Source organism: Nocardiopsis sp. iso_40, from assembly GCF_056173285.1.
The window spans coordinates 2,956,987-2,982,788 of record NZ_CM149666.1 but is presented as its reverse complement, the minus strand read 5'-3'; the positions used below and the strand labels follow the sequence as shown (position 1 = coordinate 2,982,788).

The 25,802-nt window shown below is 73.4% G+C and carries 25 protein-coding genes; 13 read left to right on the top strand and 12 right to left on the bottom strand.

Going from position 1 to position 25,802, the window contains the following annotated elements; genetic code table 11:
* Window positions 1-119: 119 nt before the first annotated feature.
* The 5 genes from fahA to AC0VYD_RS12935 all read right to left on the bottom strand — a co-directional run bounded on the left by fahA (window position 120) and on the right by AC0VYD_RS12935 (window position 6,258).
* Window positions 120-1,331 carry a fumarylacetoacetase gene (gene fahA / locus AC0VYD_RS12955; protein ID WP_475480119.1) on the bottom strand — a complete coding sequence of 404 codons (1,212 nt, stop codon included), beginning with the start codon at window positions 1,329-1,331 and terminating at the stop codon, window positions 120-122.
* Between the two features lie 20 nt (window positions 1,332-1,351).
* Window positions 1,352-2,200, bottom strand: a complete 849-nt coding sequence (locus AC0VYD_RS12950; RefSeq protein WP_475480118.1) for a hypothetical protein — start codon at window positions 2,198-2,200, stop codon at window positions 1,352-1,354.
* Complete coding sequence (locus tag AC0VYD_RS12945; RefSeq protein ID WP_475480117.1) at window positions 2,197-3,417, bottom strand: cupin domain-containing protein; 1,221 nt, start codon at window positions 3,415-3,417, stop codon at window positions 2,197-2,199. Before AC0VYD_RS12945 ends, AC0VYD_RS12950 begins: the two co-directional genes overlap by 4 nt.
* Window positions 3,418-3,498: 81 nt before the next feature.
* Entirely contained in the window at window positions 3,499-5,163 is a 1,665-nt protein-coding gene (locus AC0VYD_RS12940) for an FAD-dependent monooxygenase (protein ID WP_475480116.1), read from the bottom strand.
* 132 nt (window positions 5,164-5,295) lie between these two features.
* Window positions 5,296-6,258 (bottom strand): MBL fold metallo-hydrolase, encoded by a 963-nt coding sequence (locus tag AC0VYD_RS12935; protein ID WP_475480115.1) that lies wholly within the window; start codon window positions 6,256-6,258, stop codon window positions 5,296-5,298.
* Between the two features lie 269 nt (window positions 6,259-6,527).
* Between AC0VYD_RS12935 and AC0VYD_RS12930 the strand changes: the two genes are divergently transcribed.
* From AC0VYD_RS12930 to AC0VYD_RS12915, 4 genes are all read left to right on the top strand, one after another.
* A complete protein-coding gene (locus AC0VYD_RS12930) occupies window positions 6,528-7,067 on the top strand; it encodes a MarR family winged helix-turn-helix transcriptional regulator (RefSeq protein WP_475480114.1) in 540 nt (179 codons plus the stop codon).
* Window positions 7,068-7,196: 129 nt separating this feature from the next.
* Window positions 7,197-8,258, top strand: coding sequence for an aminotransferase class V-fold PLP-dependent enzyme (locus tag AC0VYD_RS12925; RefSeq protein WP_475480113.1), 1,062 nt, complete (start codon window positions 7,197-7,199; stop codon window positions 8,256-8,258).
* A gap of 143 nt (window positions 8,259-8,401) precedes the next feature.
* Complete coding sequence (locus AC0VYD_RS12920; RefSeq protein WP_475480112.1) at window positions 8,402-9,661, top strand: MFS transporter; 1,260 nt, start codon at window positions 8,402-8,404, stop codon at window positions 9,659-9,661.
* A 139-nt stretch (window positions 9,662-9,800) separates the two neighbouring features.
* Window positions 9,801-11,183: a PepSY-associated TM helix domain-containing protein gene (locus AC0VYD_RS12915; RefSeq protein ID WP_475480111.1), complete on the top strand. Its 1,383-nt coding sequence runs from the start codon at window positions 9,801-9,803 to the stop codon at window positions 11,181-11,183.
* On the opposite strand, the gene AC0VYD_RS12910 is transcribed toward AC0VYD_RS12915, so the two are convergent.
* The 5 genes from AC0VYD_RS12910 to AC0VYD_RS12890 all read right to left on the bottom strand — a co-directional run bounded on the left by AC0VYD_RS12910 (window position 11,180) and on the right by AC0VYD_RS12890 (window position 15,099).
* Window positions 11,180-11,731, bottom strand: a complete 552-nt coding sequence (locus AC0VYD_RS12910; protein WP_475480110.1) for a copper chaperone PCu(A)C — start codon at window positions 11,729-11,731, stop codon at window positions 11,180-11,182. The two genes, AC0VYD_RS12915 and AC0VYD_RS12910, sit on opposite strands and share 4 nt — an antisense overlap.
* Window positions 11,732-11,792: 61 nt before the next feature.
* The gene (locus tag AC0VYD_RS12905) at window positions 11,793-13,058 is read right to left on the bottom strand and encodes a Dyp-type peroxidase (RefSeq protein WP_475480109.1); all 1,266 of its coding nucleotides are present in this window, start codon (window positions 13,056-13,058) and stop codon (window positions 11,793-11,795) included.
* Window positions 13,055-13,672 carry an SCO family protein gene (locus AC0VYD_RS12900; RefSeq protein WP_475480108.1) on the bottom strand — a complete coding sequence of 206 codons (618 nt, stop codon included), beginning with the start codon at window positions 13,670-13,672 and terminating at the stop codon, window positions 13,055-13,057. The genes AC0VYD_RS12905 and AC0VYD_RS12900 overlap by 4 nt, the downstream gene beginning before the upstream one ends.
* A gap of 38 nt (window positions 13,673-13,710) precedes the next feature.
* Entirely contained in the window at window positions 13,711-14,307 is a 597-nt protein-coding gene (locus AC0VYD_RS12895) for an RNA polymerase sigma factor (protein WP_475480107.1), read from the bottom strand.
* Between the two features lie 219 nt (window positions 14,308-14,526).
* Window positions 14,527-15,099 (bottom strand): hypothetical protein, encoded by a 573-nt coding sequence (locus AC0VYD_RS12890; protein WP_475480106.1) that lies wholly within the window; start codon window positions 15,097-15,099, stop codon window positions 14,527-14,529.
* 137 nt (window positions 15,100-15,236) lie between these two features.
* On the opposite strand from AC0VYD_RS12890, the gene AC0VYD_RS12885 reads away from it, so the two are divergent.
* Together AC0VYD_RS12885 and AC0VYD_RS12880 are read left to right on the top strand one after the other, a co-directional pair.
* A complete protein-coding gene (locus AC0VYD_RS12885; RefSeq protein WP_475480105.1) occupies window positions 15,237-16,628 on the top strand; it encodes a hypothetical protein in 1,392 nt (463 codons plus the stop codon).
* 131 nt (window positions 16,629-16,759) lie between these two features.
* Window positions 16,760-17,722 (top strand): NAD-dependent epimerase/dehydratase family protein, encoded by a 963-nt coding sequence (locus tag AC0VYD_RS12880; RefSeq protein WP_475480104.1) that lies wholly within the window; start codon window positions 16,760-16,762, stop codon window positions 17,720-17,722.
* A 15-nt stretch (window positions 17,723-17,737) separates the two neighbouring features.
* On the opposite strand, the gene AC0VYD_RS12875 is transcribed toward AC0VYD_RS12880, so the two are convergent.
* On the bottom strand, window positions 17,738-18,076 hold the full coding sequence (locus AC0VYD_RS12875; protein WP_475480103.1) for a hypothetical protein: 339 nt from the start codon (window positions 18,074-18,076) through the stop codon (window positions 17,738-17,740).
* 33 nt (window positions 18,077-18,109) lie between these two features.
* Between AC0VYD_RS12875 and AC0VYD_RS12870 the strand changes: the two genes are divergently transcribed.
* Genes AC0VYD_RS12870 through AC0VYD_RS12850 form a run of 5 tightly spaced genes read left to right on the top strand, consistent with a single transcriptional unit; the run spans window position 18,110 to window position 21,469 of the window.
* Window positions 18,110-18,727, top strand: a complete 618-nt coding sequence (locus AC0VYD_RS12870; protein ID WP_475480255.1) for a hypothetical protein — start codon at window positions 18,110-18,112, stop codon at window positions 18,725-18,727.
* Between the two features lie 59 nt (window positions 18,728-18,786).
* Window positions 18,787-19,428, top strand: coding sequence for a GTP cyclohydrolase II (gene ribA / locus AC0VYD_RS12865; RefSeq protein ID WP_475480102.1), 642 nt, complete (start codon window positions 18,787-18,789; stop codon window positions 19,426-19,428).
* Window positions 19,421-20,065, top strand: coding sequence for a CDP-alcohol phosphatidyltransferase family protein (locus tag AC0VYD_RS12860; RefSeq protein WP_475480101.1), 645 nt, complete (start codon window positions 19,421-19,423; stop codon window positions 20,063-20,065). The genes ribA and AC0VYD_RS12860 overlap by 8 nt, the downstream gene beginning before the upstream one ends.
* Window positions 20,066-20,067: 2 nt before the next feature.
* Window positions 20,068-21,045: a zinc-dependent alcohol dehydrogenase gene (locus tag AC0VYD_RS12855; RefSeq protein ID WP_475480100.1), complete on the top strand. Its 978-nt coding sequence runs from the start codon at window positions 20,068-20,070 to the stop codon at window positions 21,043-21,045.
* A 25-nt stretch (window positions 21,046-21,070) separates the two neighbouring features.
* Window positions 21,071-21,469, top strand: a complete 399-nt coding sequence (locus AC0VYD_RS12850) for a 6-pyruvoyl trahydropterin synthase family protein (RefSeq protein ID WP_191270155.1) — start codon at window positions 21,071-21,073, stop codon at window positions 21,467-21,469.
* A gap of 58 nt (window positions 21,470-21,527) precedes the next feature.
* Here AC0VYD_RS12850 and AC0VYD_RS12845 read toward each other — a convergent pair whose 3' ends face one another.
* Complete coding sequence (locus tag AC0VYD_RS12845; protein ID WP_475480099.1) at window positions 21,528-22,784, bottom strand: RNA-guided endonuclease InsQ/TnpB family protein; 1,257 nt, start codon at window positions 22,782-22,784, stop codon at window positions 21,528-21,530.
* Window positions 22,785-22,897: 113 nt separating this feature from the next.
* On the opposite strand from AC0VYD_RS12845, the gene AC0VYD_RS12840 reads away from it, so the two are divergent.
* A complete protein-coding gene (locus AC0VYD_RS12840) occupies window positions 22,898-23,914 on the top strand; it encodes a glycosyltransferase family 4 protein (RefSeq protein WP_475480098.1) in 1,017 nt (338 codons plus the stop codon).
* A gap of 213 nt (window positions 23,915-24,127) precedes the next feature.
* On the top strand, window positions 24,128-25,702 hold the full coding sequence (locus AC0VYD_RS12835; protein ID WP_475480254.1) for an MDR family MFS transporter: 1,575 nt from the start codon (window positions 24,128-24,130) through the stop codon (window positions 25,700-25,702).
* Window positions 25,703-25,802: the final 100 nt, after the last annotated feature.

Here is a 25,802-nt window from a genome sequence, read left to right as displayed (position 1 = left end):
GCCCCTGCGCCGGCGGCCCCGGACTGACACGGGTAGCGGGCGGGAGCAGCCACGCACGCCGCACGGGCGGCGGTGCTCAGAGCACCGCCGCCCGTGCCCGTGTTCCGGTTCCGGTGCGGCTACTTCGCGGGCAGGATCCGCCCGGTGACCTCGCCGAAGTCCACCCGGGTGCCGTCGGGGCCGGGGGCGGTGGCGGTGATGGTCACCTCGTCTCCGTCCTCCAGGAAGGTGCGCTCGGTACCGTCGGGAAGCCGCAGGGGCTCCTTGCCGGACCAGGTCAGTTCCAGGAAGCAGCCGCGCTGGGACGGTTCGGGGCCGCTGACGGTACCGGAGGCGTACACGTCACCGGTGCGCAGGGACGCACCGTTGACGGTCATGTGCGCCAGCTGCTGCGCCGCCGTCCAGTACATCTGGGCGAAGGGCGGGTGGGACACCACGTGCCCGTTGAGGCGGACCTCCAGGCGCAGGTCCAGGCCCCAGGGCTGCGAACCCCGCAGGTAGGGCAACGGCTCGGGATCCTGGACGGGCTGCTCCACCCGGGCCGACTCCAGCGCGGCGACCGGCACCACCCACGGCGAGACCGAGGTGGCGAACGACTTGCCGAGGAACGGGCCGAGCGGGACGTACTCCCAGGCCTGGAGGTCGCGGGAGGACCAGTCGTTGAGCAGGAACACCCCGAACACGTGGTCGGCGAAGTCGTCCACGGCCACCCGCTCCCCCATCGGGCTGGGGGTGCCCACCACGAACCCCACCTCGGCCTCGATGTCCAGACGCGCGGAGGGACCGAAGACCGGAACGGGTTCGGCCGGGGGTTTGCGCTGGCCGGTGGGGCGCACGATGTCGGTGCCCGAGGCCACGACGGTGCCCGAACGGCCGTGGTAGCCGATCGGCAGGTGCTTCCAGTTGGGGGTGAGCGGCTCCTGCTCGGGGCGGAAGATGCGGCCCACGTTGGTGGCGTGGTGCTCGGAGGCGTAGAAGTCCACGTAGTCGGCGACGGTGAACGGCAGGTGCAGCGTCACCGAGGCGCGGTCCACCAGGTGCGGGCGCACGAGGTGCTCGTGCACCGGGTCGGTGAGCCAGGTGAGCAGGCTCTCGCGCACCTGGTCCCACACGGGCCGCCCGGCGGCCAGCAGGGCGTCCAGGTTCGGTCCGCTGACGGCGTCCGCGAACGGGGCGCCCTGGGCGCGGGCCGCCGCGCCCAGGTCCAGCACGTGGTCGCCGACGGCCACGCCGACCCGGGGCGCGTCCGCACCGGTGGTGTAGACGCCGTAGGGCAGGGTCGCCAGGCCGAACCGAGCGTCGGGGGCGATGTCGAGCCAGCTGTCAGGCATGGGTCTCGCTTTCTGGGTCTTCAGAGGGTGAGCGCCCCGAGGACGACAAGGTCCTCCAGGGGTTCGGTGATGCTGCAGGTGCCGAAGGAGCGGAAACTCGAACGCACGCCCTCCGCCTCGGCGGGGGTGAGCGCGGCGGCGCGGGCGGCCAGGGCGGGGCCGTCCCGGTCGGCCAGGACCGCCTCGGCGTCGGCGGGCGTCCCCCCGGTGCGCAGGGCGTGGGTGGCCAGCAGCACGTTGAGGAAACCGTGCTGCTCGAACCCCTCCGGGCTGGTGTGGCGGACCGCGTGGTGCAGCCCGGCCGTGCACTTGAAGGGCACCCCGGCTCCCACCGCGGCGGCCAGCAGCGAAGCGAGCTCGTGCTCGCCGGGGTGGGCCGCCGCGGTGACCCCGCCGGTGCGGAACTTGGCGCTGGCGCCGGTCCCGGCGAGGGAGGCGGTGTCGGCCGCCGCCCCGTCCCCGCGGGCCACCTCGACGTAGCCCTCGGCCCCCGCGGGCAGGGCTCCGGTGAGCGCGTCGGCGGTCCGGGCGGCCTGCCCGGGTGCCGCCGCCACCTCCGCTCCGACCAGGCTCAGCGCCGGGTCGGCGCGGACCGCCGCCACCGCCGCGGCCGCTCCGTCGGCGCCGCCGGGAACGGTGACCGCGACCGCGAGCGGCCCGTGGCCGCCGTCCTCCCGGGCGAGGACCGCGCGCAGTTCGGCGGTGCGGGCGTCGGAGACCAGGAACGGCCCCACGTAGGGCGCCCGGCGCGAGGTCCGGTGGCCCCGGTGGGCGGGGATCGCCTCGCCCATGGGCGCGTTGCCGGGCGGGAACAGCGCGGCGTCGTCGAACAGGGCCCCGTAGAGGGTGCGGCCGAGGAGGTCGCTCACGGCTTCCCCCGCCCCTCGTCACGCCGTCCCCCGGCCCAGGTCCAGGCGTAGCCGCCGTCGTCGACGGCTCTGCCGCCCTCGCCCAGGTCGAGGGGGCGGAAGGTGTCGACCATGACCGCGAGTTCGTCGAAGGCCTGCACGCCGACGCTGCGCTCGTAGGCTCCGGGCTGCGGGCCGTGCGAGTGGCCGCCGGGGTGCAGGGAGACGGAGCCCTGGCCGATCCCCGAACCCTTGCGGGCCTCGTAGTCGCCGCCGCAGTAGAACATGACCTCGTCGGAGTCCACGTTGGAGTGGTAGTACGGCACCGGGATGGAGGCGGGGTGGTAGTCCACCTTTCGGGGCACGAAGTTGCAGATGACGAAGTTGTGGCCCTCGAACACCTGGTGCACGGGCGGCGGCTGGTGGATGCGGCCGGTGATGGGTTGGAAGTCGTCGACGTTGAACACGTACGGGTACAGGCAGCCGTCCCAGCCCACGACGTCGAAGGGGTGGGTGGGGTAGGTGTAGCGGGTGCCGGAGATGCCGCCGGGGCCGTCGCCGCGGTGCTTGATGAGCACGTCCACGTTCTCACCATCGACGAGCAGGGGCTCGGCGGGGCCGCGCAGGTCGCGCTCGCAGTAGGGGGCGTGCTCCAGGAGCTGGCCGTAGCGGGACAGGTAGCGCCTGGGCGGGGCGATGTGGCTGTTGGCCTCGACCACGTAGGCACGCAGCGGTTCGTCGCCGGCGGGCACCCAGCGGTGGGTGGTGGCGCGCGGCAGGATGACGTAGTCGCCGCGGCCCACCTCCAGCGCGCCGAAGACCGTCTCCACGCGGGCGGCGCCGGACTCGACGTACACGCACTCGTCGCCGATGCCGTTGCGGTACAGCTGCGAGGGCGCTCCGGCGACCACGTAGGAGATGCGCACGTCGCCGTTGCCCAGGACGAGGCGGCGGGACTCTACGACGTCGGCGGCCTTCCAGTCCTGGTCGCCGAAGAGGTCGTGCAGCCTGAGGTGGCGGGGCACCATCGGCGCGTTGCGCTGGAGTGACTGGTCGGGGACCCGCCACTCGGCGGCGTCGACGATGGCCGAGGGGATGGCCCGGTGGTACAGGAGCGAGGAGTCGGAGGAGAAGCCCTCCTCCCCCATCAGCTCCTCGTAGTACAGGCCGCCCTCGGGGTTGTGGTGCTGGGTGTGGCGGGTGCGGGGCACCTCGCCGACCTGGCGGTAGTACGCCATGTGGTCCTCCTCCTTGGATGTGTCCGGTGGTCTGTGCGGGCCCGGTCCGGCCCCGTCCCGGTTGTCCTCGTCCGGGCCGCGTCAGGCGGAGACGGTGTCGGCGGCCGGGTGTCCCAGGGCGGTACGGACCGCCCTGCGGACGGTGTCGGCGTCGGTGCCCGGGACGACAGCGGCGACGTGGGCGTCGGGGCGCACCAGCCAGACCTGGCCGGGTTCGGGGGCCAGGGCGCGGCGCAGGGCGCCGGTGGTGTCGATCTCGTCGAGGCGGAGCGTGGTGACGGGGGCCGGGGTGGCCTCCGTGGCCGCGGTGTGCACGGCGCGGCGCAGGGCTTCGCGGTCGGTGCCGGTGTCCGGTCCGGCTGCGAGCAGCAGGGTGAGTCCCTCGCGCAGCAGCGGGCGCAGCCGGGTGGTACCGGGGCGGTCGGCCACCGTGACGGGCGCGTCGGGCAGGATCACGCCGGGGCAGGGGGCGGGTGCCCGGCCGCGCGGGGGACGGCCGCCGAAGGGGCGTTCGGGGCAGGCGGTGGTCAGCGCGGAGCCGGTGTACCAGAACGGTTCGGCCAGGCGCCCGGAGTCCACCTGCGGGTGGGCCGCGGCGTCGGTGAGGGCCCGTTCCAGGACGCTGACGCGCCGCTCGCGGGCGGCGTCGTCCTGGGGGACGAGGAAGCGCATGGTGGCGCTGGTGACGTCGGCGTTCTCCAGGGCCGCGGCGTGGCGTTCGGTGTGGTAGCTCTCCAGGAGCTCCTCACCGGCCCAGCCGTTGCGCACGTAGGCGAGTTTCCAGGCGGCGTTCTCGGCGTCCTGGACCCCGGAGTTGAGGCCGCGGGCCCCGAAGGGCGCGACCAGGTGGGCGTTGTCCCCGGCGAGCAGGATCCGTCCCGAGCGCATGCGGTCGGTGACACGGGTGTGGAAGCGGTACACCGAGTGCCAGACGATCTCGTACGGGGTGTCGCCGATGATCTGGCGGATGCGGGCGTCCAGGCGGCCGCTGGACTCCTCGGTCTCCAGGTCGAAGTCGGAGGGGACCTGCCAGTCGATGCGGAAGACCGAGTCGGGGCAGGGGTGGATGAGGACCTGGCGGCCGGGGTTCCACTCGGGGTCGAAGTAGAAGCGGCGTTCACGCGCCCAGTCGCCGAGGTCAGCGCGGATGTCGCAGATGAGGAAGCGGTCGTCGAAGCTGGTGCCGGAGAAGTCCAGGCCCAGGGCCCTGCGGACGACACCGCCGTGTGCGCCCATGCAGGACAGGGCGTGGGAGCCGCGCAGACGCACCGGGCCCCGGGGGGTGTCGCACTCGACGGTGACGCCGTCCGCGTCCTGGTCGATGCCGGTGACCTCGTGGCCCCAGCGGACGGCCACGCCCGCCCGGTCGAGGAGCTCGTCGAGGACCTCCTCGGTGCGGGACTGGGAGATGTTGACGAAGGAGGGCAGGGAGGAGGCGCCCGGGTCGGGCAGGCGCACGCTGAAGAGTTCGCGGCCCCGGTAGAAGGTGCGGGCGGTGTCCCAGGTCAGCCCTTCCGCCGCGATGGCGTGTCCGCCGAGCCAGTCCCAGACGTCGAGGACGTCGCGCTGCTGGCAGATGGCCTTGGAGCCGACGGCGTCGCGTTCGGGGCGGCCGTCGACGACCAGTACGGGGACCCCACGGCGGGCCAGCAGCAGGGCCGCGGTCTGTCCGACCGGGCCCGCGCCGAGCACCAGCACGGGGTCGGCGGTGGTCTCGGCCGGGGTACGAGGCGCTGGGGGGCGCATGGTGAGCTCCGTTCGTGGGGCGCCCCGTACGGGCGCGGTGGACGTGGGGAGGGCCGGGGCCACGGGCGGTCAGCTCTGCGGCCGACCGGACCCGTGGCCGAGGCGCCGGCGGGGTCCCGGGGCAGACCCGGGTCAGTCCTGCAGCTGGTCCCAGACCTCGCGGTCGCGCTCGGCGGTCCAGATGACCGGGCGCTCGATACCGGAGAACTCGTCCCACAGGCGCGAGACGTCGAAGGGCAGGCAGTGCTCGAAGATCGGCCAGTGGCCGTAGTCGTCGGCCAGGGCCGCGTGGGTGGCGGTGAAGGCCTCCTTGAGGGTGCCGCCGCGCTCGTGGACGGCGCCGACCTCGCGGATCATCACGTCGAGGAAGTTGCGGGTCTGCTCGATGGCGGCGTCGACCTCGGCGCGGCCCCGGCTGACGGCGCCGCGTCCGCCGACGAGCATCTCGGCCTCCAGTGCCTTGACGCTGTCGAGGGTGGCCCCGGCCCAGTCCCTGTGGAAGGCGTCGCCGGTGTAGAGGGCGGCCTGGGCCTCGACGAGGTCGCCGGCGAAGAGGATCTTCTGCTTGGGCAGCCAGGCGACGATGTCGCCCTCGGTGTGGCCGCGGCCGAAGTACTCCAGGACGAGTTCGCCGCGGTCGCCGCCGAGGTCGATGGTGGTGCGGTCGGCGAAGGTCTGGGTGGGCCAGGTCAGGCCGGGGACGGAGTCGGCGTCCTTGGCCAGGCGGGGCATGCGGCCGAACTCGCTGGCCCAGTCCTCCTTGCCGCGTTCGCGGATGAGTTCGTGGGTCTTCTCGTGGGTGAGGATGACCGTGGCGTCGAAGGCGCTGGCGCCCAGGACGCGCACCGCGTGGTAGTGCGAGAGCACCAGGTAGCGGATGGGCTTGTCGGTGTGTTCGCGGAGCTTGGTGAGCCACTCCCTGGCCGCGGTGGGGGTGGCCAGGGCCTCGAAGGCCACGACGAAGTCCTCGCCCTCGATGGCGCCCACGTTGGGGTCGCCCTCTGCGGTGAGCGCGTAGACGCCGTCGGCCAGGACCTCCAGGGTCTGCTCCTTGGCCTCGGTGTCGGCGGATGAGGCGAACGGCTTGGCTGCCATGGTCGAAGGACCCTTCACTCGTCGCGGGCGGCTGCCACCGCCCATATGATCAAACGTTTGATGATCTGACCATAACGTGTTCCGCGCCACAGGACCAAGAGGTCCGCGACCACCTGATGCGTGATGCAGATCACTCAACAAGGCTACCCATCGCCCCCCGTGCACCACCCGGACCCGCACCGGAGCCCCACGGCCGAGTCGGACCGGGGAAGAACGCTCGGTGAAGACAGGGCGAACCACGGATACCTCCGCGTACTAGGCTGGCCCGCGTGACTCACAACACCGCACCCCCCGACGAGCTCACCTTCTGGTCATTCGTGGACTACGCGGTGCAGAAGGCCGAACGGGAGCTCCCCTCGGTCAACGCCGAGGCCATGCGCATGGTCCTGACCCTCAACCGGGCGACGAGCATGGTCGTCTACGACCTGGAGTCCTCCGTCCACCGCCCCCGGGGATGGACCTGGCCGGGCTTTCGCGTGCTCTTCGCGCTCTGGTTGGCCGGGCCCATGGAGGCCAAGACCACCGCGGAGCTCTCCGGCATGAGCCGCGCCGCACTGTCCGCCCTGCTCAACACGCTCGAACGCGACGGCCTGATCACCCGCGAACGCGCCACGCACGACCGCCGCGCCCTCCAGCTCGGCCTCAGCGAGGCCGGGTACGGGGCCATCCTGGGCGTCTTCCGCGCCCACAACCGCCGGGAGAGCGCCTGGGCGCAGGCCCTCGAACCCGAGGAACGCCGCGAACTGGTGCGGCTGCTCAACAAGCTCATGGCCGGTTCCACCGACGCCGAGGCCAAGTTCCGCAACTAGGGCCGCCAGGGCACGGTCGGCCCCGGCACACCCGCGGGCCGGACCGCGGCCCGTCTCCGGGGCAAGTGGCCTGCTCCCGGGCCCGAATTGGCCCTTGAGCGAACGGCCCCGCCCTGTGAGCATCACCGCATGGACCACACCGACCGCGCCCGCCTGCGCGAAGCACAGCAGCAGTTCTCCTTCGAGAACACCTACCTCAACACCGCCACCCACGGGCTGACGCCCCACCGGTCCCGGCTGGCGCTGGAGCGCCACACCCACGAGGTGGCCACCGGACGCTTCTCCCCCGGCGCCGTCGACAGCGTGGTCGACGACGCCCGGGCCTCCTACGCGCGCCTGGCCGGGACCAGTGCCGACCGCGTCGCGGTGGGCACCCACACCTCGCAGTTCGCCGGAACGATCGCCGCGAGCCTGCCGCCGGGCTCGGAGGTCCTGCTCGCCCGGGACGAGTTCACCTCGGTGGCCTTCCCCTTCCTGGCCAGGCAGGCACACGGGGTCCGGGTCCGGGAGGTCCCCCTCGAACAGCTTCCCGAGGAGGTCGGACCGGCCACCACCCTGGTCGCCGTGGCCGCCGCCCAGTCCGCCACCGGGGCGCTCGCCCCCGTCGAGGACCTGGTCACCGCCTGCGCCGACCACGGTGCCCGGCTCATGCTCGACACCAGCCAGTCAGCGGGCTGGCTGCCGGTGCCCGCCGGTGTGGACTTCCTGGTGTGCAGCACCTACAAGTGGCTGCTGGGCACCCGGGGCGCGGCCTTCCTCACCGGGACCGCGGAGGCCCTCGGCACCCTCGAACCCCTCGCCCCCGGCTGGTACGCGGGCGCCGAACCGTGGAACGCGCTCTACGGCGGCCCGCTGCGCCTGGCCGAGGGGGCTCGCCGCCTGGACCTGGCCCCGGTGTGGTCGGCGTGGATCGGCCTGGCCCCCGCCCTGGACCTGCTGAACGAGGTCGGGATCGGGGCCGTGCACGCGCACGACACCGCCCTCGGCGACCGGTTCCGGACCGCGATGGGGCTGGCGGAGGCGGGTTCGGCGATCGTGTCACTGCCCGTCACCGAGGGGGCCGCCGAACGCCTCGCCGAGGCGGGGATCGCCGCGGCCACCCGCGACGGGCGGCTGCGGGTCTCCTTCCACCTGTACAACACCGAGGACGACGTGGACCTGCTGGTCAAGACGCTGTCCGCGGCGCGCTGACGGACGGTTCCGGCCCCTTCCGCCACGGGAGGGGCCGAAAATCCCTTGCCCCGCCGCGCGCCGCGCCCTAGCTTGTCCCGGGCCCCGACACCCGCCACACCCCGCCCCTGACCAACCGAGCGACGCCGAAGCGGAGACCGCGCTTGCCACACCGTGCCCTGCCGGTCCCCCGGGCACTGCGGCACCGGAACCTGCGCCTGCTGCTCACGGGCAGGGGCGCGGGCGACCTGGGCTCGGAGATGCTGCCGGTCGCGATGGTCGGCCTGGTTCTCGTCGAACACGGGCCCCTGACGCTCGGGCTGGTCCTGGGCGTGCGCGGAGCGGCCGGATCGCTGTTCGCCCTGTTGAGCGGGGCGCTGCTGACCCGGATACGCAAGTCGGCGGCGCTGGTGGCCAACGACTCCGTGCAACTGCTGGTGATGCTGGGGTTCGCCCTCGGCCCCGGGAGCGGAGCGTGGCTGCTCGTCCTGGCCGTGCTCAGCGGGGTGGCCGGTTCCGTGGTGGAACCGGCCAGCGGCTCCCTGATGCCGCTGATCGTCGCGCGGGAGCGGCTCCAGCAGGCCAACGCCCTGCGCAACATCGTGGGACGCGCCGCCGGGATCACCGGGCCCGCCACCGCGGGGGTGCTCCTCGCCGTCCTGGACGTGCGAGCCGTGTTCGTACTGATCGCTGCGCTGTTCGCGGTCTGCGCGGGGACCCTGGTGTGGATCCGGGAGGCACCGCCCGCACCTGAGCGGTCCGCGGAGAGCACGGGGACGAGTCTGCGGGCGGGCTGGCGCGAGGTGGTGCGCAGACCGTGGGTGCTGGCGGTCATCGCGGTAGCCACCGTGCAGGCCCCCGCCACCCTGGCCCCCGGGTTCACCCTGTTGCCGATCGTGGTCGCGGACTCCTACGCCGAACCCGTCTACGGGCTGGCCCTGTCCTGCACGGCGGCGGGACAGCTGGCGGGCGGAGTGCTCGCGGCCCGGTGGAGACCGGCCCGGCCCGGGCTGGTGTCGCTGGCGGGGGTGCTCTGCTACCCGCTGGTGCTGCTGGGCCTGGCGCTGACCGCGCCGGTACCGGTGCTGCTGACGGGCTACGCCGCCACCGGGGTGGGGTTCATGGTCTTCGGCGTGTACTGGTACACCGCGTTGCAGCGGGCCGTCCCGCAGGACCGGCTGAGCGTGGTGATCAGCATCGACCAGGTGGGCAGCTTCGGACTGGAACCCGTCGGGTACGCGGTGGCCGGCGCCCTGGCGGAGACCGCGGGCGCCCGACCGGTGCTGTTCGGTGCGGCCGCGGTGGGTGCGGCCACCAGCCTGCTCCCGCTCCTGGTGCCCGGGGTGAGCCGGTTGGCGGACCGGCCCCCTCCCGCCGACCCGAGCCCCGGCACCGCGGACGCCCCGGCGAGCCGGACCTCCTGACCCCCGGCCCTCCTTAACCCAGGCCGGGTCCGAGCCCTTTCCGGAGAACCCCGGCCAACGGAAAATCCCGCCGCCGGGAACTCCCCGGGCCCGCCGGACGACGTCAGTGGCGACCGGGACACCGACGGCGAGGAGACCCATGGAACCGGCGCCCAGCACAAGCGAACCCGCAACCGGAAGGGATCCCGAACACCCCCCGCCCCGCCCGGGGGTCTGGGCCCAGCTCAGGCCGCTGGTGCTGCGGCTGCACTTCTACGCGGGCGTACTGGTCGCCCCCTTCGTCCTGGTGGCCGCGGTCTCCGGGCTGCTGTACGTGTGGACGCCGCAGATCGAGAACGCCCTGTACGCCGACCAGCTGCGGGTCCCCGCCGCGGAGGGGTCGCTCCCCCTGAGCGAACAGGCGCGGATCGCCGAGGCCGAGGTCCCCGGCTCCCGGGTGGACTCCGTACGCCCGGCCACCACCCCCGAGGACTCCACCCGGGTCCTGCTGGCCCTGCCCGACGGGGCTTCGGGCCCGCAGCCGACGGTGTTCGTGAACCCCCACGGAGGCGAGGTGCTGGGGACGGCCGAGACCTACGGCACCAGTGGCGCCCTGCCCGTGCGGACCTGGATCGACCTGCTCCACCGCGAACTGCACCTGGGCGAGGCGGGCCGCCTGTACAGCGAACTCGCGGCCAGTTGGCTGTGGGTGGTCGCCCTGGGCGGGTTCGCGCTCTGGGCGGCCCGCGCCCGGCGCCGACGGGCGCACCGCCTGCTGGTCCCCGGGGCCGGGACCGCGCCCGGGCGGGGCCGCACGGTCTCGCTGCACGCCGCCACCGGGGTGTGGCTGCTGCTGGGGCTGCTGATGCTGTCCGCCACCGGTCTGACCTGGTCCAAGCACGCGGGCGCCAACATCACCGACCTGCGCCGGGAGATGTCCTGGACCACCCCGGCCGTGGCCGCCGACGCCCCGTCCGCGAGCCCCGGGGTGGACGCGGGGCTGGACGCGGTCCTGGCCAGCGCCCGCGAGGCCGGTCTGGACGGGCGGGTCTCCGTGGAGGTCCCCGACGACCACACCTCGCCCTACGTCGTCACCCAGATCGAACGCTCCTGGCCGACCAGGGCGGACTCGGCCGCGGTGGCCCAGGACACCGCCGAGGTCACCGACGTGGTCCGGTTCGCCGACCACCCCCTGATGGCCAAGCTGAGCCGCTGGGGTGTGGACGCGCACATGGGTGTGCTGTTCGGGGTGCCCAACCAGATCCTGCTCACCGCCGTGGCCGGGGGGCTGGTCTGGGTGATCGTCCTCGGCTACCGGATGTGGTGGCAGCGGGGGCCGGTACGCGCGGGTACGGCCGGTCCGGGCCGGCCGTACCCGCGCGGGTCCTTCCTCTCCCTGTCCCGGCCCCTGAGGGCCGCGGTGGTGGTGTTTCTCGCGGCGGCCGGTTGGGCGATGCCGGTGCTGGGGGCCTCACTGGCCCTGTTCCTGCTGGTCGACACCGTCGCGGGGCGGTGGGGGCGGCGAGGCCCGCGAGGCGGTTAGTGGTGGGCTCCGGGGTCACCGCTGTCGGAGCGGACGGCGGTCATCTCCTGGACCGGGGCGTCGACCTCGATCTCGGCCCCGCTGGCGAAGGTGAGTCTGACGGTGACCCCGTCACCGACGGTGAGGGGTTCGGGGATGTCGTTGACCATGACGTGGTAGCCGCCGTCCACGAAGGTGGTGGTCCCCCCGGCCGGGACCGGGATCCGCGACACGGTCCGCATGACCGAGGCGCCGGACCCGGTGGTCCCGGTCTCGCACAGGTCGGCGTCGTCGGAGGCGCTGGTGTGCACCCCGGTGACGGTGTCGTCCTCGGTGGCGGTGTTGGTGACGGCCAGGTAGACCACGCCCACCTCGGGGTTGGCGGGCTCGGGCATCCAGGCGTCCTCGACGAGGAGGTCGCCGGCCCGGGCGCTGCCCCTCCCCGCGGCATCGGCCGCCCCGGTGGCGGCGTGCTCCTGCGGCTGGGCGTCCGGGCCCGCGTTGCAGGCCGCCGTGGCCAGGGCCAGGGCCGCCAGTGCCGCCGCGGTGACCGTCCGGTTGGTCCTCATGTTCTCGTTCCTGTCCTCGTTCGGATGGTTGCGCGGGGATCCCCGCCTGCTGCCGTGGGAGTCACCAGAGGCCGTGCGCCACGTGGGGTTCGTCCTCGCGGACCGGGGGCACGGCGAACACGGCGCTGCCCTCGTGCCGGACGTAGGCGTTGAGCGCGTCCCCTCCCTCGTCGAGTTCGCGCTGCACGGCGGTGAAGCCGGTACGCGGGTCGGCCTGCCAGGCGGTGAACAGCAGCCCGGCCTCCCGGCCGTTGGAACCCCAGCCCAGGTCGTAGTTGAACCCCCGCCGCAGCATGCGGGCGCCGAGGGTGCGTTCGGGGCTGGCCAGGCGGATGTGGGCGTCGGCCGGGATGACCGGCTCCCCGTCGGCGTCCCGCGCGGCCAGGTCGGGGAGGTCGTCCTCCCGGGATCCGCCCAGGGGCGCCCCGTCCGACAGGCGGCGGCCGACCACCCGTTCCCGGGCCCGGGGTTCCAGGGCGGACCAGTCGTCCAGGAGCATGCGGATCCGGCGCACGACCACGTAGGTGCCGCCGTCCATCCAGGACGAGCCTCCCCCGGGGTGCGCGGCCAGGACCTGCGGGGCGAACTGCGCCTCGCCGGGGTCGGGGTTGACCGTCCCGTCGATCTGCCCCATGAGGTTGCGCGGGGTGGCCGAGGGGTCGACCGCGGTGGCCGCCGCCCGCTGGAACCCGGGGAGCGACCACCGCACGGTGGCGTGCTCGCGGACCCCGCCGAGCAGGTGTTCCACCGACGCGCTCACCACGAGGGGGTCCTCGGCGCCCACGTGCAGCATCAGGTCGCCGCCGCACAATCCGGGTTCGAGCCGGTCCGCCTCGAACCCGGGCAGGTCCGCCAACGGGTCGGGGCGGCGGTCCGCCAGTCCGGCCCGCTCCAGCAGGCCCGCGCCCAGGCCGAGGGTGACCCCCAGGGAGGCCGGGTGCAGCCCCTGGGCGGGTGTGCCGGGGGCGAGTTCCGGCAGACCGTGCCCGTGCAGTTCGCGGGCCTGCGCACTCCACCGTTCCAGGACCAGGCGGGCCTGTTCGGACACCTGCGCGGGCTCCTCGGCGTTCAGGTCCACCGCGACCACGTGCACGTGGGCCGGGGTCGGGGTCAGGACCGCGGGCGGCAGCCCCTGACTCGGCCCTCCCCGGGACAGGGACAGGTCCCGGGCGGGGTCGCCCGCCTCGGAAGCGCTCCGAGCCGCACCCGCGCCGAGAAGCCCTCCGCCCGCAAGTCCCGTCGCCCCGGCGGCGCCCAGCCCGGCGAGCAGGCCCCGGCGGGAGACGCCCCCGGGGGCGCGCCCCCGCTCGGGGCCGGACCGGCTCACAGCAGCTCCTCCCGGAGGGCGGGCAGCAGGGGCGCGATCTGGTCGGCGGTGACACCCTCGTCGAACATGCCCGCGGCCTCGCCGCCCGGGGTCAGGACGAGGATCCGTCCTCCGTGGGAGACCAGGTACTCCCCCTCGGTCTCCTGGGGCGCCTCGATGGGGACGCCGTAGTCCCGGGCCGCCTCGACCGTCGCGTCGACGTCCCCGCGCACCCCCTGGAAGTCCGGGTCGAACCGGTCCAGCCAGGAGCGCAGCTGCTGGCCGGTGTCGCGGACGGGGTCGCTGCTCACCATCACCACGTCGAACCCGTCCGCGTCGTCCCCGGCCTGGTCCAGGGCCAGGTCGATCTCGGCCATGGTCATGGGGCACACGTCCGGACAGCTCGTGTAACCGAAGAAGAGCAGGGTGAGGCGGTCCTCGGCGACGTCGGTGAAACCCCAGGGCTCGCCGTCCACCGTGGCGAGTTCGATCCCCGAGGCGGCCATGGGCTGGTCGGAGAGGTCGAGGTAGTGCTCGGCCCCGGCCGGGTCGACGCCTCCGCAGGCGGTGGCGCCGAACAGGAGCGAGGCGGCCAGGGCGCTCCACCGGGCGGGGCCGGTGCGTGGGTCTGTCATCGGATGCTTCCTCGTGGATCGGTGTGTCCGGCGGGCGTTCACGCTGCCTCCCGGAGCAGGCGTGCCAGGTCGCGGCGGCCGCGGGCCACGCGTGAGCGGACGGTGCCGACGGGGACGCCGGTGAGCTCAGCGGCCTCGGCGTAGGGCACGCGGTGGACCTGGGTGAGGACGAAGGCCGTGCGCCGGTCCTCGGGCAGGTTCTCCAGCAGGGAGACCAGGGCGAGGTACTCGTCGAACCTCCCCGGTGACGCGGAACCGGGGCCGAGTACGCGTTCCCAGTCGTCGACCGGTTCCGTGCGGGGGGCGCGCTCCCGGGTGCGGTAGCGGTCGGCGACGGTGTGGCGGGCCACGGACAGCAGCCATGCCCGGACGGGCGCCCGTCCGGCGTAGCGGGGCAGCCCCCGCATGGCGCGGGAGAAGGTCTCCTGGGTGAGGTCCTCGACCCAGGAGGGGTCGACGCGGCGTGCGATGTAGCGGGCCACGTCACCTCGGGTGAGCGTGAACAGGGTGTCCATCGCCCCGGGTGAGCCCGCACCGGCGCGCAGTGCCAGCCGGGCCAGGTCGGGGTGTTGCGGGTCGGGGCGGGGGGCGGGGTAGGAGGTGCGGGCGACCACGCGCCCGTTGCCACAGGTCATAACGTATGTGCTTTCTGTCACCGACCGCGTGGTGGCCCGGCAGGGTACGGCGCTCGCGCTCAGGGCGGAGCGGCCCGGGGGCCAGTTCGGGAGGAACCGGATCGGGACCGCTTCGGCGCGGGGCCGGGCCGCTCGGGAACGGGGCGGCGCGGGACGGGTCCGCGCGGCGCGCGCCCGTCCGGGCAACCGGGTACCACGGGGTGTTCTGGCTGGTGTGGGTCAGGCGGCCAGAACCGGCGGCGGCCCGCGCAGGACCCGGGAGTGGCGCAGGTAGGGCGGACGCGACCGGGAGTGTTCGTCGGTGGCGGCGAACCTGGGGCGCGCCGTTTCGCGGGCGGCCGGAACCGCGCCGACCACCAGCAGCAGCGGGATCAGGGAGAGCGCCATGAAGCGCAGGAAAGCGAAGAGGGCGTTCTCACCCACGTGCAGCCACCACGCGCTGACCAGGGCCATCACGAGGTGCATCACGATCATCGCCCACGCGGGCATGGCCTCCTGTGCCAGGACCGTCCCGCCGTGGCCGTCGTGCCCCGAACCCGCCTCCTGGGTGTAGGCGAAGGTCACGTGCAGGGCGAGCTGCCCCCAGAGCATCCACGCGGTGAGCATCCAGGGGCTCTGCCGACGGCTCGACGCCGCCCACGCCATGGCGAAGACGGCGGCCGTTCCCAGCAGGAGGCCGACGAGGGGCACGTCGTGCCCCGAGCTGACGGCGTGCCCGATCGCGGACAGGCTCGCGCACACCAGGGTGAACACCCCGGCGCGCAGCGGTCGGCACTGTTCGCTCTCGGTCATCGCCCTCACATCGTCGCACCTGTCTCCGGGGGTCCGCCACGGGGGTTGGGTCACGCACGGATCGGTCCCGCCGGGGCTTGACGCGGCGGTCTCGACTATGCTCGTGGACGTCCCCAGTGTGAGAACAGAGGTCGTCTGTGTCCATCTCCCCGCTTGCCCTGTTGCACGAGTGGACCTCCCGTACCGACGGGGCTCCGCTCCGCGAGTTCCTCCTGGTCGGTACGGAGATCGATCTCCCCGCCCTGGAGGAGGGCATCGTCCCGGCCGCCCTGGGGCTCGGCGCGGCGGTCACGGTCCTGGGCACGGCGGCCGAGGGCGAGGACCCCGCCGGGGTCCGGCGGCCGGACCGCGTCTACGCCCTGATCGCCCGGACCTGCCACGACCTCCTCCCCGAACTGGCCCTGCTGGTGGGGGACGAGTACGTCGCGGCCGCCTTCGGCAGCGGGGCGCCCGGCACCCGGGACCGCGCCTGGACGGTGCTGCGCGGCGGCCCCGAGGGGGTTCCGTGGGCGCTGGCCGAACTGGGGGTGTGGCTTCGGGGCTGCCCGGGCGCGGTCGCGCTGCCCGCCGCCACGGCCCAGCGGTTGGCCGAGGTCGCCGACCGTCTGGAGGACCTGCTGCTGACCGCCCCGGTGGAGACCGAGGCGCGCGTGGTGCACAACCTGGACGCCCCGCTGGTCAGCCACCTTCCCGAGGGTCCCGTGGCCGAACTCACCCTGCACGCGCCGCTGCGCGGCGACCACGCGCGGGCGCTGCACGCCCTGACGGACCGGCTCTCCCCTGACCGCGTGGTTCTGGGCGTCCCCGGTTCGTGGCCGGTGCAGGACCGGGACGCGGCCGCCGACTCCCTGGCCGCGGCGGGGATCGAGGCCACCGTCCGCCCCGTCGCCGAGGGCTTTCCCGAACACGGCGGTCTCATCGAATGGACCGTGCACGACCGGCGCTCCGCACTCACCTGCGGTGCCAATCCGAACGCACTCACCCGTACCGCCAACGAGAGAACGAACCTGGAGCTGGGCCTGATCCTCCCGACCACCGTTTCACCCGAGCCCGAGAACCCCGTCCCGTCCGCCGAGGAGGACGACTACCTGTCCCAGGTGGCCGCCGACCTGGAGGCGTCCGGCTGGAGCCTGGAGTACGACGCCGGCATGCACCGCGTGTACGGCGGCTTCACCAACCCGATCCCGGTCGTCGCCCAGGTCGCCGAACTGCTGGAGAAGCACGTCGACACCGTCTACGTCCACGCCGAGGGCCCCAAGGGGTGGGCGCTCATCGTGTGGAAGCGGCCGATGATGCTGCTGGCCTCAGCCCCGAGGGGCAGCGCCTGGCGCCTGTACCGGGTCGATCCGCCCGCCACCCCGTCATCGCGGCTGGGCGGCGGCGAGGGCGTGTCCCGGGTCGGCCTGCTGCGCACCAGCGCCCCGCTGCACCGGGTCCCGCACCGTGACGTGCTCGCCTTCCTGGAGACCCTGGGCACCGACCACATCCGTCTGCTGGAGCAGGTCGGCTTCCTCACCAAGCCCCTCTGAGCGTCCCCCGACCGCGATCCGCGGGAACCTCCCGATCCGGGACCCCCGCTGGCCGCCCCCACCTCGGGCTAACGCACCGAGGTGAGGGCGCTGACCAGCGATCCCGGGACAGCACGCTAGGGTCTGTCCCCATGCGGATTCTGGTGTTGGGCGGTACCTCTTTCGTCGGTCGGGCCATCGTTGACGACGCGCTGCGGGAGGGACACGAGGTCACCCTCTTCAACCGGGGCAGGACCGGACCGGAACTCTTCGCACAGGCGGAACGGCTCCTGGGGGACCGGGACGAGGGCGACTACACCGCCCTCTCCGAGGGTTCGTGGGACGCGGTCGTGGACGTCAGCGGGTTCGTGCCCCGGCACGTACGGCAGGCAGCCGACGCGCTCGGTGACCGCGTCGGCCGGTACCTGTTCGTCTCCAGCAACGCCGTCTACGCGGCCGGGGTCGGCCCGGGGGCGGACGAGACGGCCCCGCTCAGGGCGGCCGAGTGGACCACCGAGGAGGTCGGTCGGGACACCTACGGCCCGTTGAAGGCGGCCTGCGAACAGGAGGTGACCTCCCGTTACGGGGAGCGCACCACGATCGTGCGGCCCGGGATGCTCGCCGGCCCGCACGACAACGTCAACCAGTTCACCTACTGGGTGCGGCGGACCGCGCGGGGCGGCAAGGTCGTCCTACCCGGCGACCCCGGCCAGCCGGTGCAGGTCCTGGACGTGCGCGACCTGGCCCGGTTGGTGTCCCGGCTGCTGGCCGACGACCGCGGCGGAGCGTTCAACGCCATGGGGCCCGCCGAGCCCCTCACCCTGTCCGAGATGGTCCGTGTCTGCGCGCAGGCGGCCGGCAGCGAGGTCGAGCTCGTCCTCGTCCCGCCGGAGACGATGATGGCCGCGTTTCCGCTGGTGCGTCCCGACCGGGTGTCGGAACAGTCCTTCCAGCGCGACTTCGGCAGGGCGCGCGAGGCCGGCCTGCCCTCGACCCCGCTGCTCACCACCGCCGCCGACGTGCTGGCCTGGGACCGTGACAGGGGCGAGCCGCCGCTGGACGTGGGCCCCGCCCCCGAGGTCGAACGCACCCTGCTGTCCTACGTCCAGGGCTGAGCCGGGGGCGCCCGGTCAGCGGTTTCCGCCCCCGCTGCCGCGGACCCGCCGCAGCAGGCGGCCGATTGTGGCCACCGGCGGACTGGCCCGCACCGCCGCCAGCCCTGAGCGGACCCTGTCCCCCGGGCCGCGCGACCCGCGGCCGGCGGCGGCTCCGGCAACCGTGTCCCCGGCGGTCCCGGTGCCGACCTGCCCCTCCTCCGCCCGGCCGACCTCGGCGGCCCGGGCGTGGAGACGCTCCCTGACCTGCTCCGGGGTGTAGGCACGGCGCTGCCGTTCGGCCCGCGCGATCGCCACTCCGCTGGCCGCCACGCCCACGAAGGCGGCCGCTCCCAAGGCTTTCCACCACTTCATGCTCCTAGGCTAGGGCCTGTGGCAGACATGAGTATGGCCCTTGACGAGGCGGTCGACCTGACCAGAACGGGTGACGTGTGGGTGTTCCGCGGCACGAGCGTGCCGGACCGGGCCATCCAGCTCACCACCAACAGCCCGGTCAACCACGTCGGTATGTCCATCGTGGTCGACGACCTCCCTCCGCTGATGTGGCACGCGGAACTGGGCCGGTCCCTGGTGGACATGTGGACCGGAACCCACCAGCGCGGGGTGCAGTTGCACGACCTCCGGGACGCCGTCCTGGTGTGGGGTCGCCGGTACGGGCAGAAGGGCTGGCTGCGCCAGCTCGATCCGCTGGCCGACCGTGGGATGGAGGACGCCGCGCTGCGGATGGTGGCCCGGTTGAACGGCACCCCGTTCCCGTCCACCGCGCAGCTCGCCGGCCGGTGGGCTCTGGGCCGGATGCCGTCCCGGCGGCGGGCCCGCGCGGACCGGCTGGAGACCGCCTACTGCGCGGAGGTCATCGCGCTGACCTACGAGGAGATGGGGCTGCTGCCTCCGGGGAGGCGCCCCGGCTACTACGACCCGGGGCGGTTCTGGAGCGGGGACTCGCTGGAGCTGGAGGGCGGGTTCGCGCTGGGCGGGGAGATCCGGGTCGACCTGCCCGAGTAGGGCAGCGGCCGTTTGGGGAGACACCCGGACATACCGCCGTCGGCGGTGGGAGGAGACAGATGTCAGAACACGCACTGGACGACGGCGCGGTCGCCGAGTCCGACCTGGTGGTGCGCCGGGGGACGTTCCGCTGTGTGGCCTTCCGGGACCCGGTCGACGGCCGGGAGCATCTGGCCCTGGTCCTGGGTGAGGTCGGGGACGGCGAGCGGGTCCTGGTCCGGGTGCACTCCGAGTGTGTGACCGGTGACGTCTTCGGCGCGCTGCGCTGCGAGTGCGGCGACCAGCTGGAGGCCGCCCTGGACGTGATCCTGGCCGAGGGCCGCGGGGTGCTGGTGTACCTGCGCGGCCACGAGGGGCGCGGGATCGGGCTCGTGGACAAGGTGCGCACGCAGACGCTCCAGGACGAGCGGGGGCTGGACACCGTGGACTCGGCGAAGGAACTGGGGCTGCCGGTGGACGTGCGCGACTACGGGCCGGCCGCGCGGGTGCTGCGGTACCGGGGGGTGCGTTCGGTGCGGTTGCTGTCCAACAACCCGGAGAAGGCGCGGGCGCTGGAGGAGTACGGGCTGAAGGTGGCCGAACGGGTGCCGTTGCTGGTGGCCGCGCACGTGGACAACATCCGGTACCTGACCGCCAAACGGGACCGGCTCGGCCACGACCTGCCGCACCTGGACGGCGGGCCGGGGGCCGCGGGTGGCTGATCCGACCTCCTGGCTGAGCGCCCGGGGGTGGGTCGCGGGGGCGTTGTACGCCCTGGTGGTGACCGTGCTGCTGGTGACGGCCGTCCGCCGGTACCGGCACTGGCCGCCCGGCCCGGGGGACCTGGTGACCCTGGTCCGGGTCGGGCTGATCGGCGCGGTGACGGTGTTGGCGGCCGACGGCGGCCCGGTGGGGGTCCTGGTGCCGGTGGCGGTGCTGGCCCTGGTCCTGGACGGGGTGGACGGGCTGGTGGCCCGGGGGACGCGCACGGAGTCGGACTTCGGGGCGCGCTTCGACATGGAGGCCGACGCGTTCCTCATCCTGGTGCTGAGCGTGTACGTTTCCTGGTCCCTGGGGCCCTGGGTGCTGGTGATCGGGGTGCTGCGGTACCTGTTCGGGGCCGCCGCGTGGGCGGCGCCGTGGTTGCGGGGGCCGTTGCCGCCGAGCCGGGCCAGGAAGGCGGTGGCGGCCGCGCAGGGGATCGTGTTGACGGCGGCCGCCTCGGGGCTGCTGCCCGCGCCGGTCGCCGTGGCGGGGGTGGCGGGTGCGCTGGCCGCCCTGGTGTGGTCGTTCGGACGTGACGTATCGGGACTGTGGCGGGCGCGTTCCCCTCGAACGGGCGCCCGCCGGGAGAGGTGAGTATGCAGCGGACGGCACGAGCGTTCTGGGTGAGTTCCCCCGGTGTGGGCGAGGTGCGGGAGGCCGCCCTGCCCGACCCCGGACCCGGCGAGGTGGTGGTGCGGAGCCTGTACTCGGGGATCAGCCGGGGCACGGAGACGCTGGTGTTCGGCGGCGGGGTGCCGCCGAACCAGTACGGGGTGATGCGGGCGCCCTTCCAGGAGGGCGACTTCCCCGGTCCGCTCAAGTACGGCTACCTGAACGTCGGTGTGGTCGAGGAGGGGCCGCAGGAGCTGGTGGGGCGGACGGTGTTCACACTGTACCCGCACCAGACCCGCTTCGTGGTCCCCGCCTCGGCGGTGTCGGTGGTGCCCGAGGACGTGCCGGCGGGCCGGGCGGTGCTGGCGGGCACGGTGGAGACCGCGGTCAACGCGCTGTGGGACGCGGCTCCGCTGGTGGGTGACCGGGTGACGGTGGTCGGCGCGGGGATGGTGGGGTGCTGTGTGGCCCGTCTGGTGTCCCGGGTACCGGGTGCTCGGGTCCAGTTGGTGGACGTCGACCCGGACCGGGCGGAGGTCGCCGCACGGCTGGGGGTGGACTTCGCCCTCCCCGAGAAGGCCGAGGACGACCGCGACCTGGTCTTCCACACCAGCGCGACCGAGGCGGGGCTGGTCCGTTCGCTGGGGCTGCTGCACGCCGAGGGCGAGGTCGTGGAGCTGAGCTGGTACGGGGACCGGCAGGTGATCCTGCCGTTGGGCGAGGACTTCCACTCGCACCGGCTGGCGGTGCGGGCCAGCCAGGTCGGCATGATCTCACCGGCCCGCCGTTCCCGCTACGACCACGCCGAGCGGCTACGGCTGGCGCTGCGGTTGCTCGGCGACCCAGCCTTCGACGCCCTGGTCACCGGGGAGAGCGGTTTCGAGGAGCTGCCGCGGGTACTACCGCGACTGTCCGAGGGCACGCTGTCCGCGCTCTGCCACCGGATCACCTACGACACCTGACCGCGACACCCTGCTGGGAGCCCTCTTGTTCAGTGTCACCGTCCGGGACCACCTGATGGTCGCGCACAGTTTCCGGGGCGAGGTCTTCGGCCCCGCCCAGGCCCTGCACGGGGCGACGTTCGTGGTGGACGCGACGCTGCGCCGCCCGGAGCTGGACCCCGACAACATCGTGGTGGACATCGGTGCCGCCACCCGGGAGCTGGGCGGGGTCGTGGCCGCGCTCAACTACCGCAACCTGGACGAGGTACCCGAGTTCGCGGGGGTGAACACCTCAACCGAGTTCCTGGCCAAGGTGGTCGCCGACCGGCTGGCGGAGCGGATCTCGGCGGGGGCGCTGGGGCCGCACGCCGACGGGTTGGCCTCGGTCACGGTGACGCTGCACGAGTCGCACGTGGCCTGGGCCTCCTACGAACGGGAGCTTTGACTTCCTCCCCTCCCTGAAGGGACGGGGATTCCGATACGCGCTCGCGCGCGCATGGGCCCTAAGGCCCGGCCCTCACGGGCCCGGTTTCCTGCTTCGTCGCCGACTGCGGAAGGGAGGACCCTTGCCGACTCACACCAGCTCCCCAGGCATCACCCGAGACTGCTTCTCGGGCTGCGACTCGACCAGCCGCAAGGATGTTCTTGGCCGCGTTGATGTCCCGATCGTGTCGGGTGCGGCAGGCAGGACACGTCCAGTGCCTCGTGCCCAGGGAAAGTTTGGCGAGCAGGTGCCCGCAGTGCGAGCACGTCTTGCTGCTGGGAAACCACCGATCGACCACGACCAGGGTGCGGCCGTACCGTGCGGCCTTGTACTCCACCTGACGGCGGAACTCCCCAAGGGCGGCATCGAGCACCGAACGGTTGAGCCCAGCCTTCTGCCGGACCTGCCTGCCGGGCTCATCCACGGTGCCGCGTGCGGAAGCGGTCATACCCCGCACGTTGAGGTCCTCGATCGCGATCACCTCACACTCGCGCACGAGGCGTGTGGAGACCTTGTGCAGGAAATCTTGCCGGGCGTGGCGGACCTTGCGGTGCGCGGCCGCGACCTTGCGCTTGGCCTTGCGGCGGTTGTTGGAACCGCGCTGTGTGCGGGCCATCCGCCGCTGGTACCGGGCCAGATTCTTCGCCTTACGCTCCAGGTGCCGGGGGTTGGGAATCTTCTCCCCGGTGGACAAGGTGGCGAAGTCCTTGACCCCCAGGTCGATACCGACCTCGGAGTTGCACTCGGGTGCGCGCTCGGGATCAGCCGCCTGTACAGCGAAGGTCGCGTAGTAGCGGTCGTCCGGCTCACGGGAGAGGACCACCATGGTCGGGTTCAGCGCTGTGAGATCCACCTGCGGCCAGGACCACGCCACCGCCAAGGGCCGGGGCTGCTTGGCCAGGAACACCTGCCCGTTGCGGATGCGGAACGCGCTGCGGGTGTAGTGCGCCGACTGGCGACCGGTCCTGCTCTTGAACCGGGGGTACTTGGCGCGTTTGGCGAAGAAGTTCGCGAACGCGGTGTGCTGGTGCCGCAGGGCCTGCTGGAGCGGGACCGAGGACACATCGGCCAGGAACGCCAGGTCTTGGCCGCGCTTCCACCCGGTCAGCGCCTGGTCGGTCTGCTTGTACGAGGTTTTCTCGCCGCGCTGGTGGTATGCCGTGTGGCGCTCAGCGAGGGTCTTGTTCCACACCAGGCGCACGCATCCGAACGTGCGGCCCAACTGGGCCGCTTGTTCGGGGTCCGGGTAGGCCCGGCACTTGTACGCCGTCCGCATACAACAAAGCATGCACCAAGGAGGGGCATGTGTAAGGCAAAACAGCAGAGCGCAGGCGGGCTGTCCCGGATTCCTCCCGGGCCTGAAGACCGGGGCATCCTCCAGGAGGAACGGTGACGGTACTTTTCGTCGTCCCCGAGGCGAGCGCGCCCAGCGGCGGCCACACCTACGACCGGCGGATCGCGCGGGCGATGACCGCGCTGGGGTGGCCGGTGCGGACGGCGGCGGTGGCGGGCGGGTGGCCGCGCCCCGCCCGGGAGGAGCTCGACGGGCTCGCCTCGGTGCTGGCCGGGCAGCCCGACGGGGCGCGGGTGCTGGTGGACGGTCTGGTGGCGTGCGGGGCGCCCGAGGCCGTGGTCCCGCACGCGGCGCGGCTGCGCCTGGCGGTGCTGGTGCACCTGCCGTTGGCCGACGAGACCGGTCTGGCGCCGGAGACCGCCCGGGAGCTGGACGCCCGGGAGCGGGAGGTGCTGCGGTGCGGTGTGCGGGTGGTGGCCACCAGCGGGTGGGCGGCACGGCGGTTGGCCGCGCACCACGGCCTGGCCGGGGTGGGGGTGGTGGTGCCGGGGGTGGATCCGGCGCCGTTGGCGCGCGGGAGCGGGGACGCGGCGGGCGGCCGTCTGGTCTGTGTGGCCTCGTTGACCCCGCGCAAGGGTCACGACCTGCTGTTCGAAGCCCTGGCCGGGCTGCGCGGCCTGCCCTGGGAGTGCGTGTGCGCGGGGCCGGGCACCCCTCCTCCGCGTCCGGGGATCGAGGATCGGGTGCGGTTCACCGGCTCGGTGGTCGGCGCGGAGCTGGCCGGTGTGTACGACTCGGCGGACCTGTTGGTGTTGGCCTCGCGTGCGGAGACCTACGGGATGGTCGTCACCGAGGCTCTGGCCCGCGGCGTGCCGGTGGTGGCCGCCGGGGTGGGAGGTGTGCCCGAGGCTCTGGGGCGCGCTTCGGACGGGCGGGTGCCGGGGCTGCTGGTGCCGCCCGGGGACGCGGACGCGTTGGGCCGGGCGCTGCGGCGGTGGGTGACCGATCCGGGGCTGCGAAAGGAGCTGCGGGAGGCGACCCGGTTGCGCCGCCAGGAGCTGGCGGGCTGGCCGGACGCGGCCCGGGCGATGGCCCGGGCGCTCGGCCTGTGATCACGGGCCCGGCCCCGGTCCCGCGAATGTGGCGGTCTTCTCCCCCGCATGTCTCGCTCCTGTCTCACCCGCGGTGATAACGTGCATTGAGTGCAAAAATGCTTACTCTGTATTTTTGCTCCCCCAGCACTCTTTCTCCGTCTGCAAGTTCTCTTCTCCAGAGGTCAGCCCTTGAGTACTCCTCAGTCTCCGGGCACCGGACGCCCACAGATCATGCGCAGCCTGAGCGGGTTGCTGATCGTCCTGGGCGTGACGATGCTCAGCGGCACGATCGTCTCGGTCGCCCTGCCCCAGATCGTCGGTTCCCTGCAGGGGACCCAGTCCCAGTACACCTGGGTGGTGACCGCGACCCTGCTGGCGTCCACGGCCTCCACCCCGATCTGGGGCAAACTCGCCGACCTGTTCCCCAAGAAGCGACTGCTCCAGGTCTCGATCGTCCTGTTCATCGCCGCCTCCCTGCTGTGCGGTTTCGCGCAGACCACCGGACAGCTCATCGCCGCCCGCGCGGTACAGGGACTGGGCATGGGCGCCTCCCAGGTCCTGGTCCAGGCGACCATCGCGGCCCTGGTCAGCCCCAGGGAACGCGGCCGCTTCAACGGGCTCATCGGCGCCATCATGGCCGTGGCCACCGTCGGCGGCCCACTCGTCGGCGGCGCGCTCACCGACATCTCCTGGCTGGGCTGGCGCTGGTGCTTCTTCATCGGCGTACCGTTCATGCTGGTCGCGCTGGTCGTCCTCACCCGCACCCTGAACCTGGTGGAGGAGCGCCGCAGGGACGTGCGCATCGACTACCTCGGCGCCACACTCATCGCCGCCGGCGTCAGCACGCTGCTGCTGTGGGTGACCTTCGTCGGCGGCAGCTTCGACTGGATCTCCTGGCGGTCCGCAGCCATGGTCGCCGGCGGCCTCCTCCTGCTGGCCCTGGCCGTGTGGGTGGAGAACCGGGTCTCCGAGCCGGTCATCCCGCTGCGCCTGGTCGTCCGCCGGGAGACCGCGATCGCGATCGTGGCCAGCGCGGCGGTCGGCATGGCGATGTTCGGCGGCGCCGTCTTCCTGGGCCAGTACTTCCAACTGGCCCGGGGCTACTCGCCGACCGAGGCCGGGCTGCTGACCACCCCGCTGATGCTCGGCATGATGGCCTCCTCGACCGTCTCCGGCCTGTTGGTCTCCCGCTCGGGCCGGGTCAAGCCCTACGTCATCACCGGCCTGGTCTCACTGACCCTCGGTTTCCTGCTGCTGTCCACCATCGACGAGACGACCTCGCTGCTCGTGGTGTCCCTGGGCATGCTCGGCGTCGGCGTGGGAGTGGGCATGTCGATGCAGAACCTGGTGCTGGTCGTGCAGAACTCGGTGCCGCTGCGCGAACTCGGCGCGGCCAGTGGAGCGGTCGCGTTCTTCCGCTCCCTGGGCGGCACCGTCGGGGTGTCCGTGCTCGGCGCGATTCTGGCCAACCGGGTCAGCACCAACATCTCCGACGGCCTGGCGGCCTCGGGGGCCGACGTCCCCGCGGGAGGGGGCGACAGCAGCACCCTGGACCTGGCGGGCATGCCCCCGTTCCTGCGCCACATCGTGGAGGGCGCCTACGGTTCGGCGACCGGCGACATCTTCCTGGTCGCCACCGGGATCGCCGTGGTCGGCCTGGTGGTGGTGTGCTTTTTGCCCCGGGTCCAACTGCGCGACACCCTCGACCTGGTCCGGGCGAAGGACGGCGGGGAACAGCAGGACCGGCCGGAGCCGACCGGCACGGACGGGCCCGAGGAGCCCCAGGAGCGCGGGGCTCCGGTCTGACCGGAGCCTGCCCCCGGGAGGGCCCCGGCGGACCGGCACCGGAAGGGCGTACGGCAGCGGACCGGCCGAGCGGTGACAGAACCGGGCAAAAGCTTGCGCG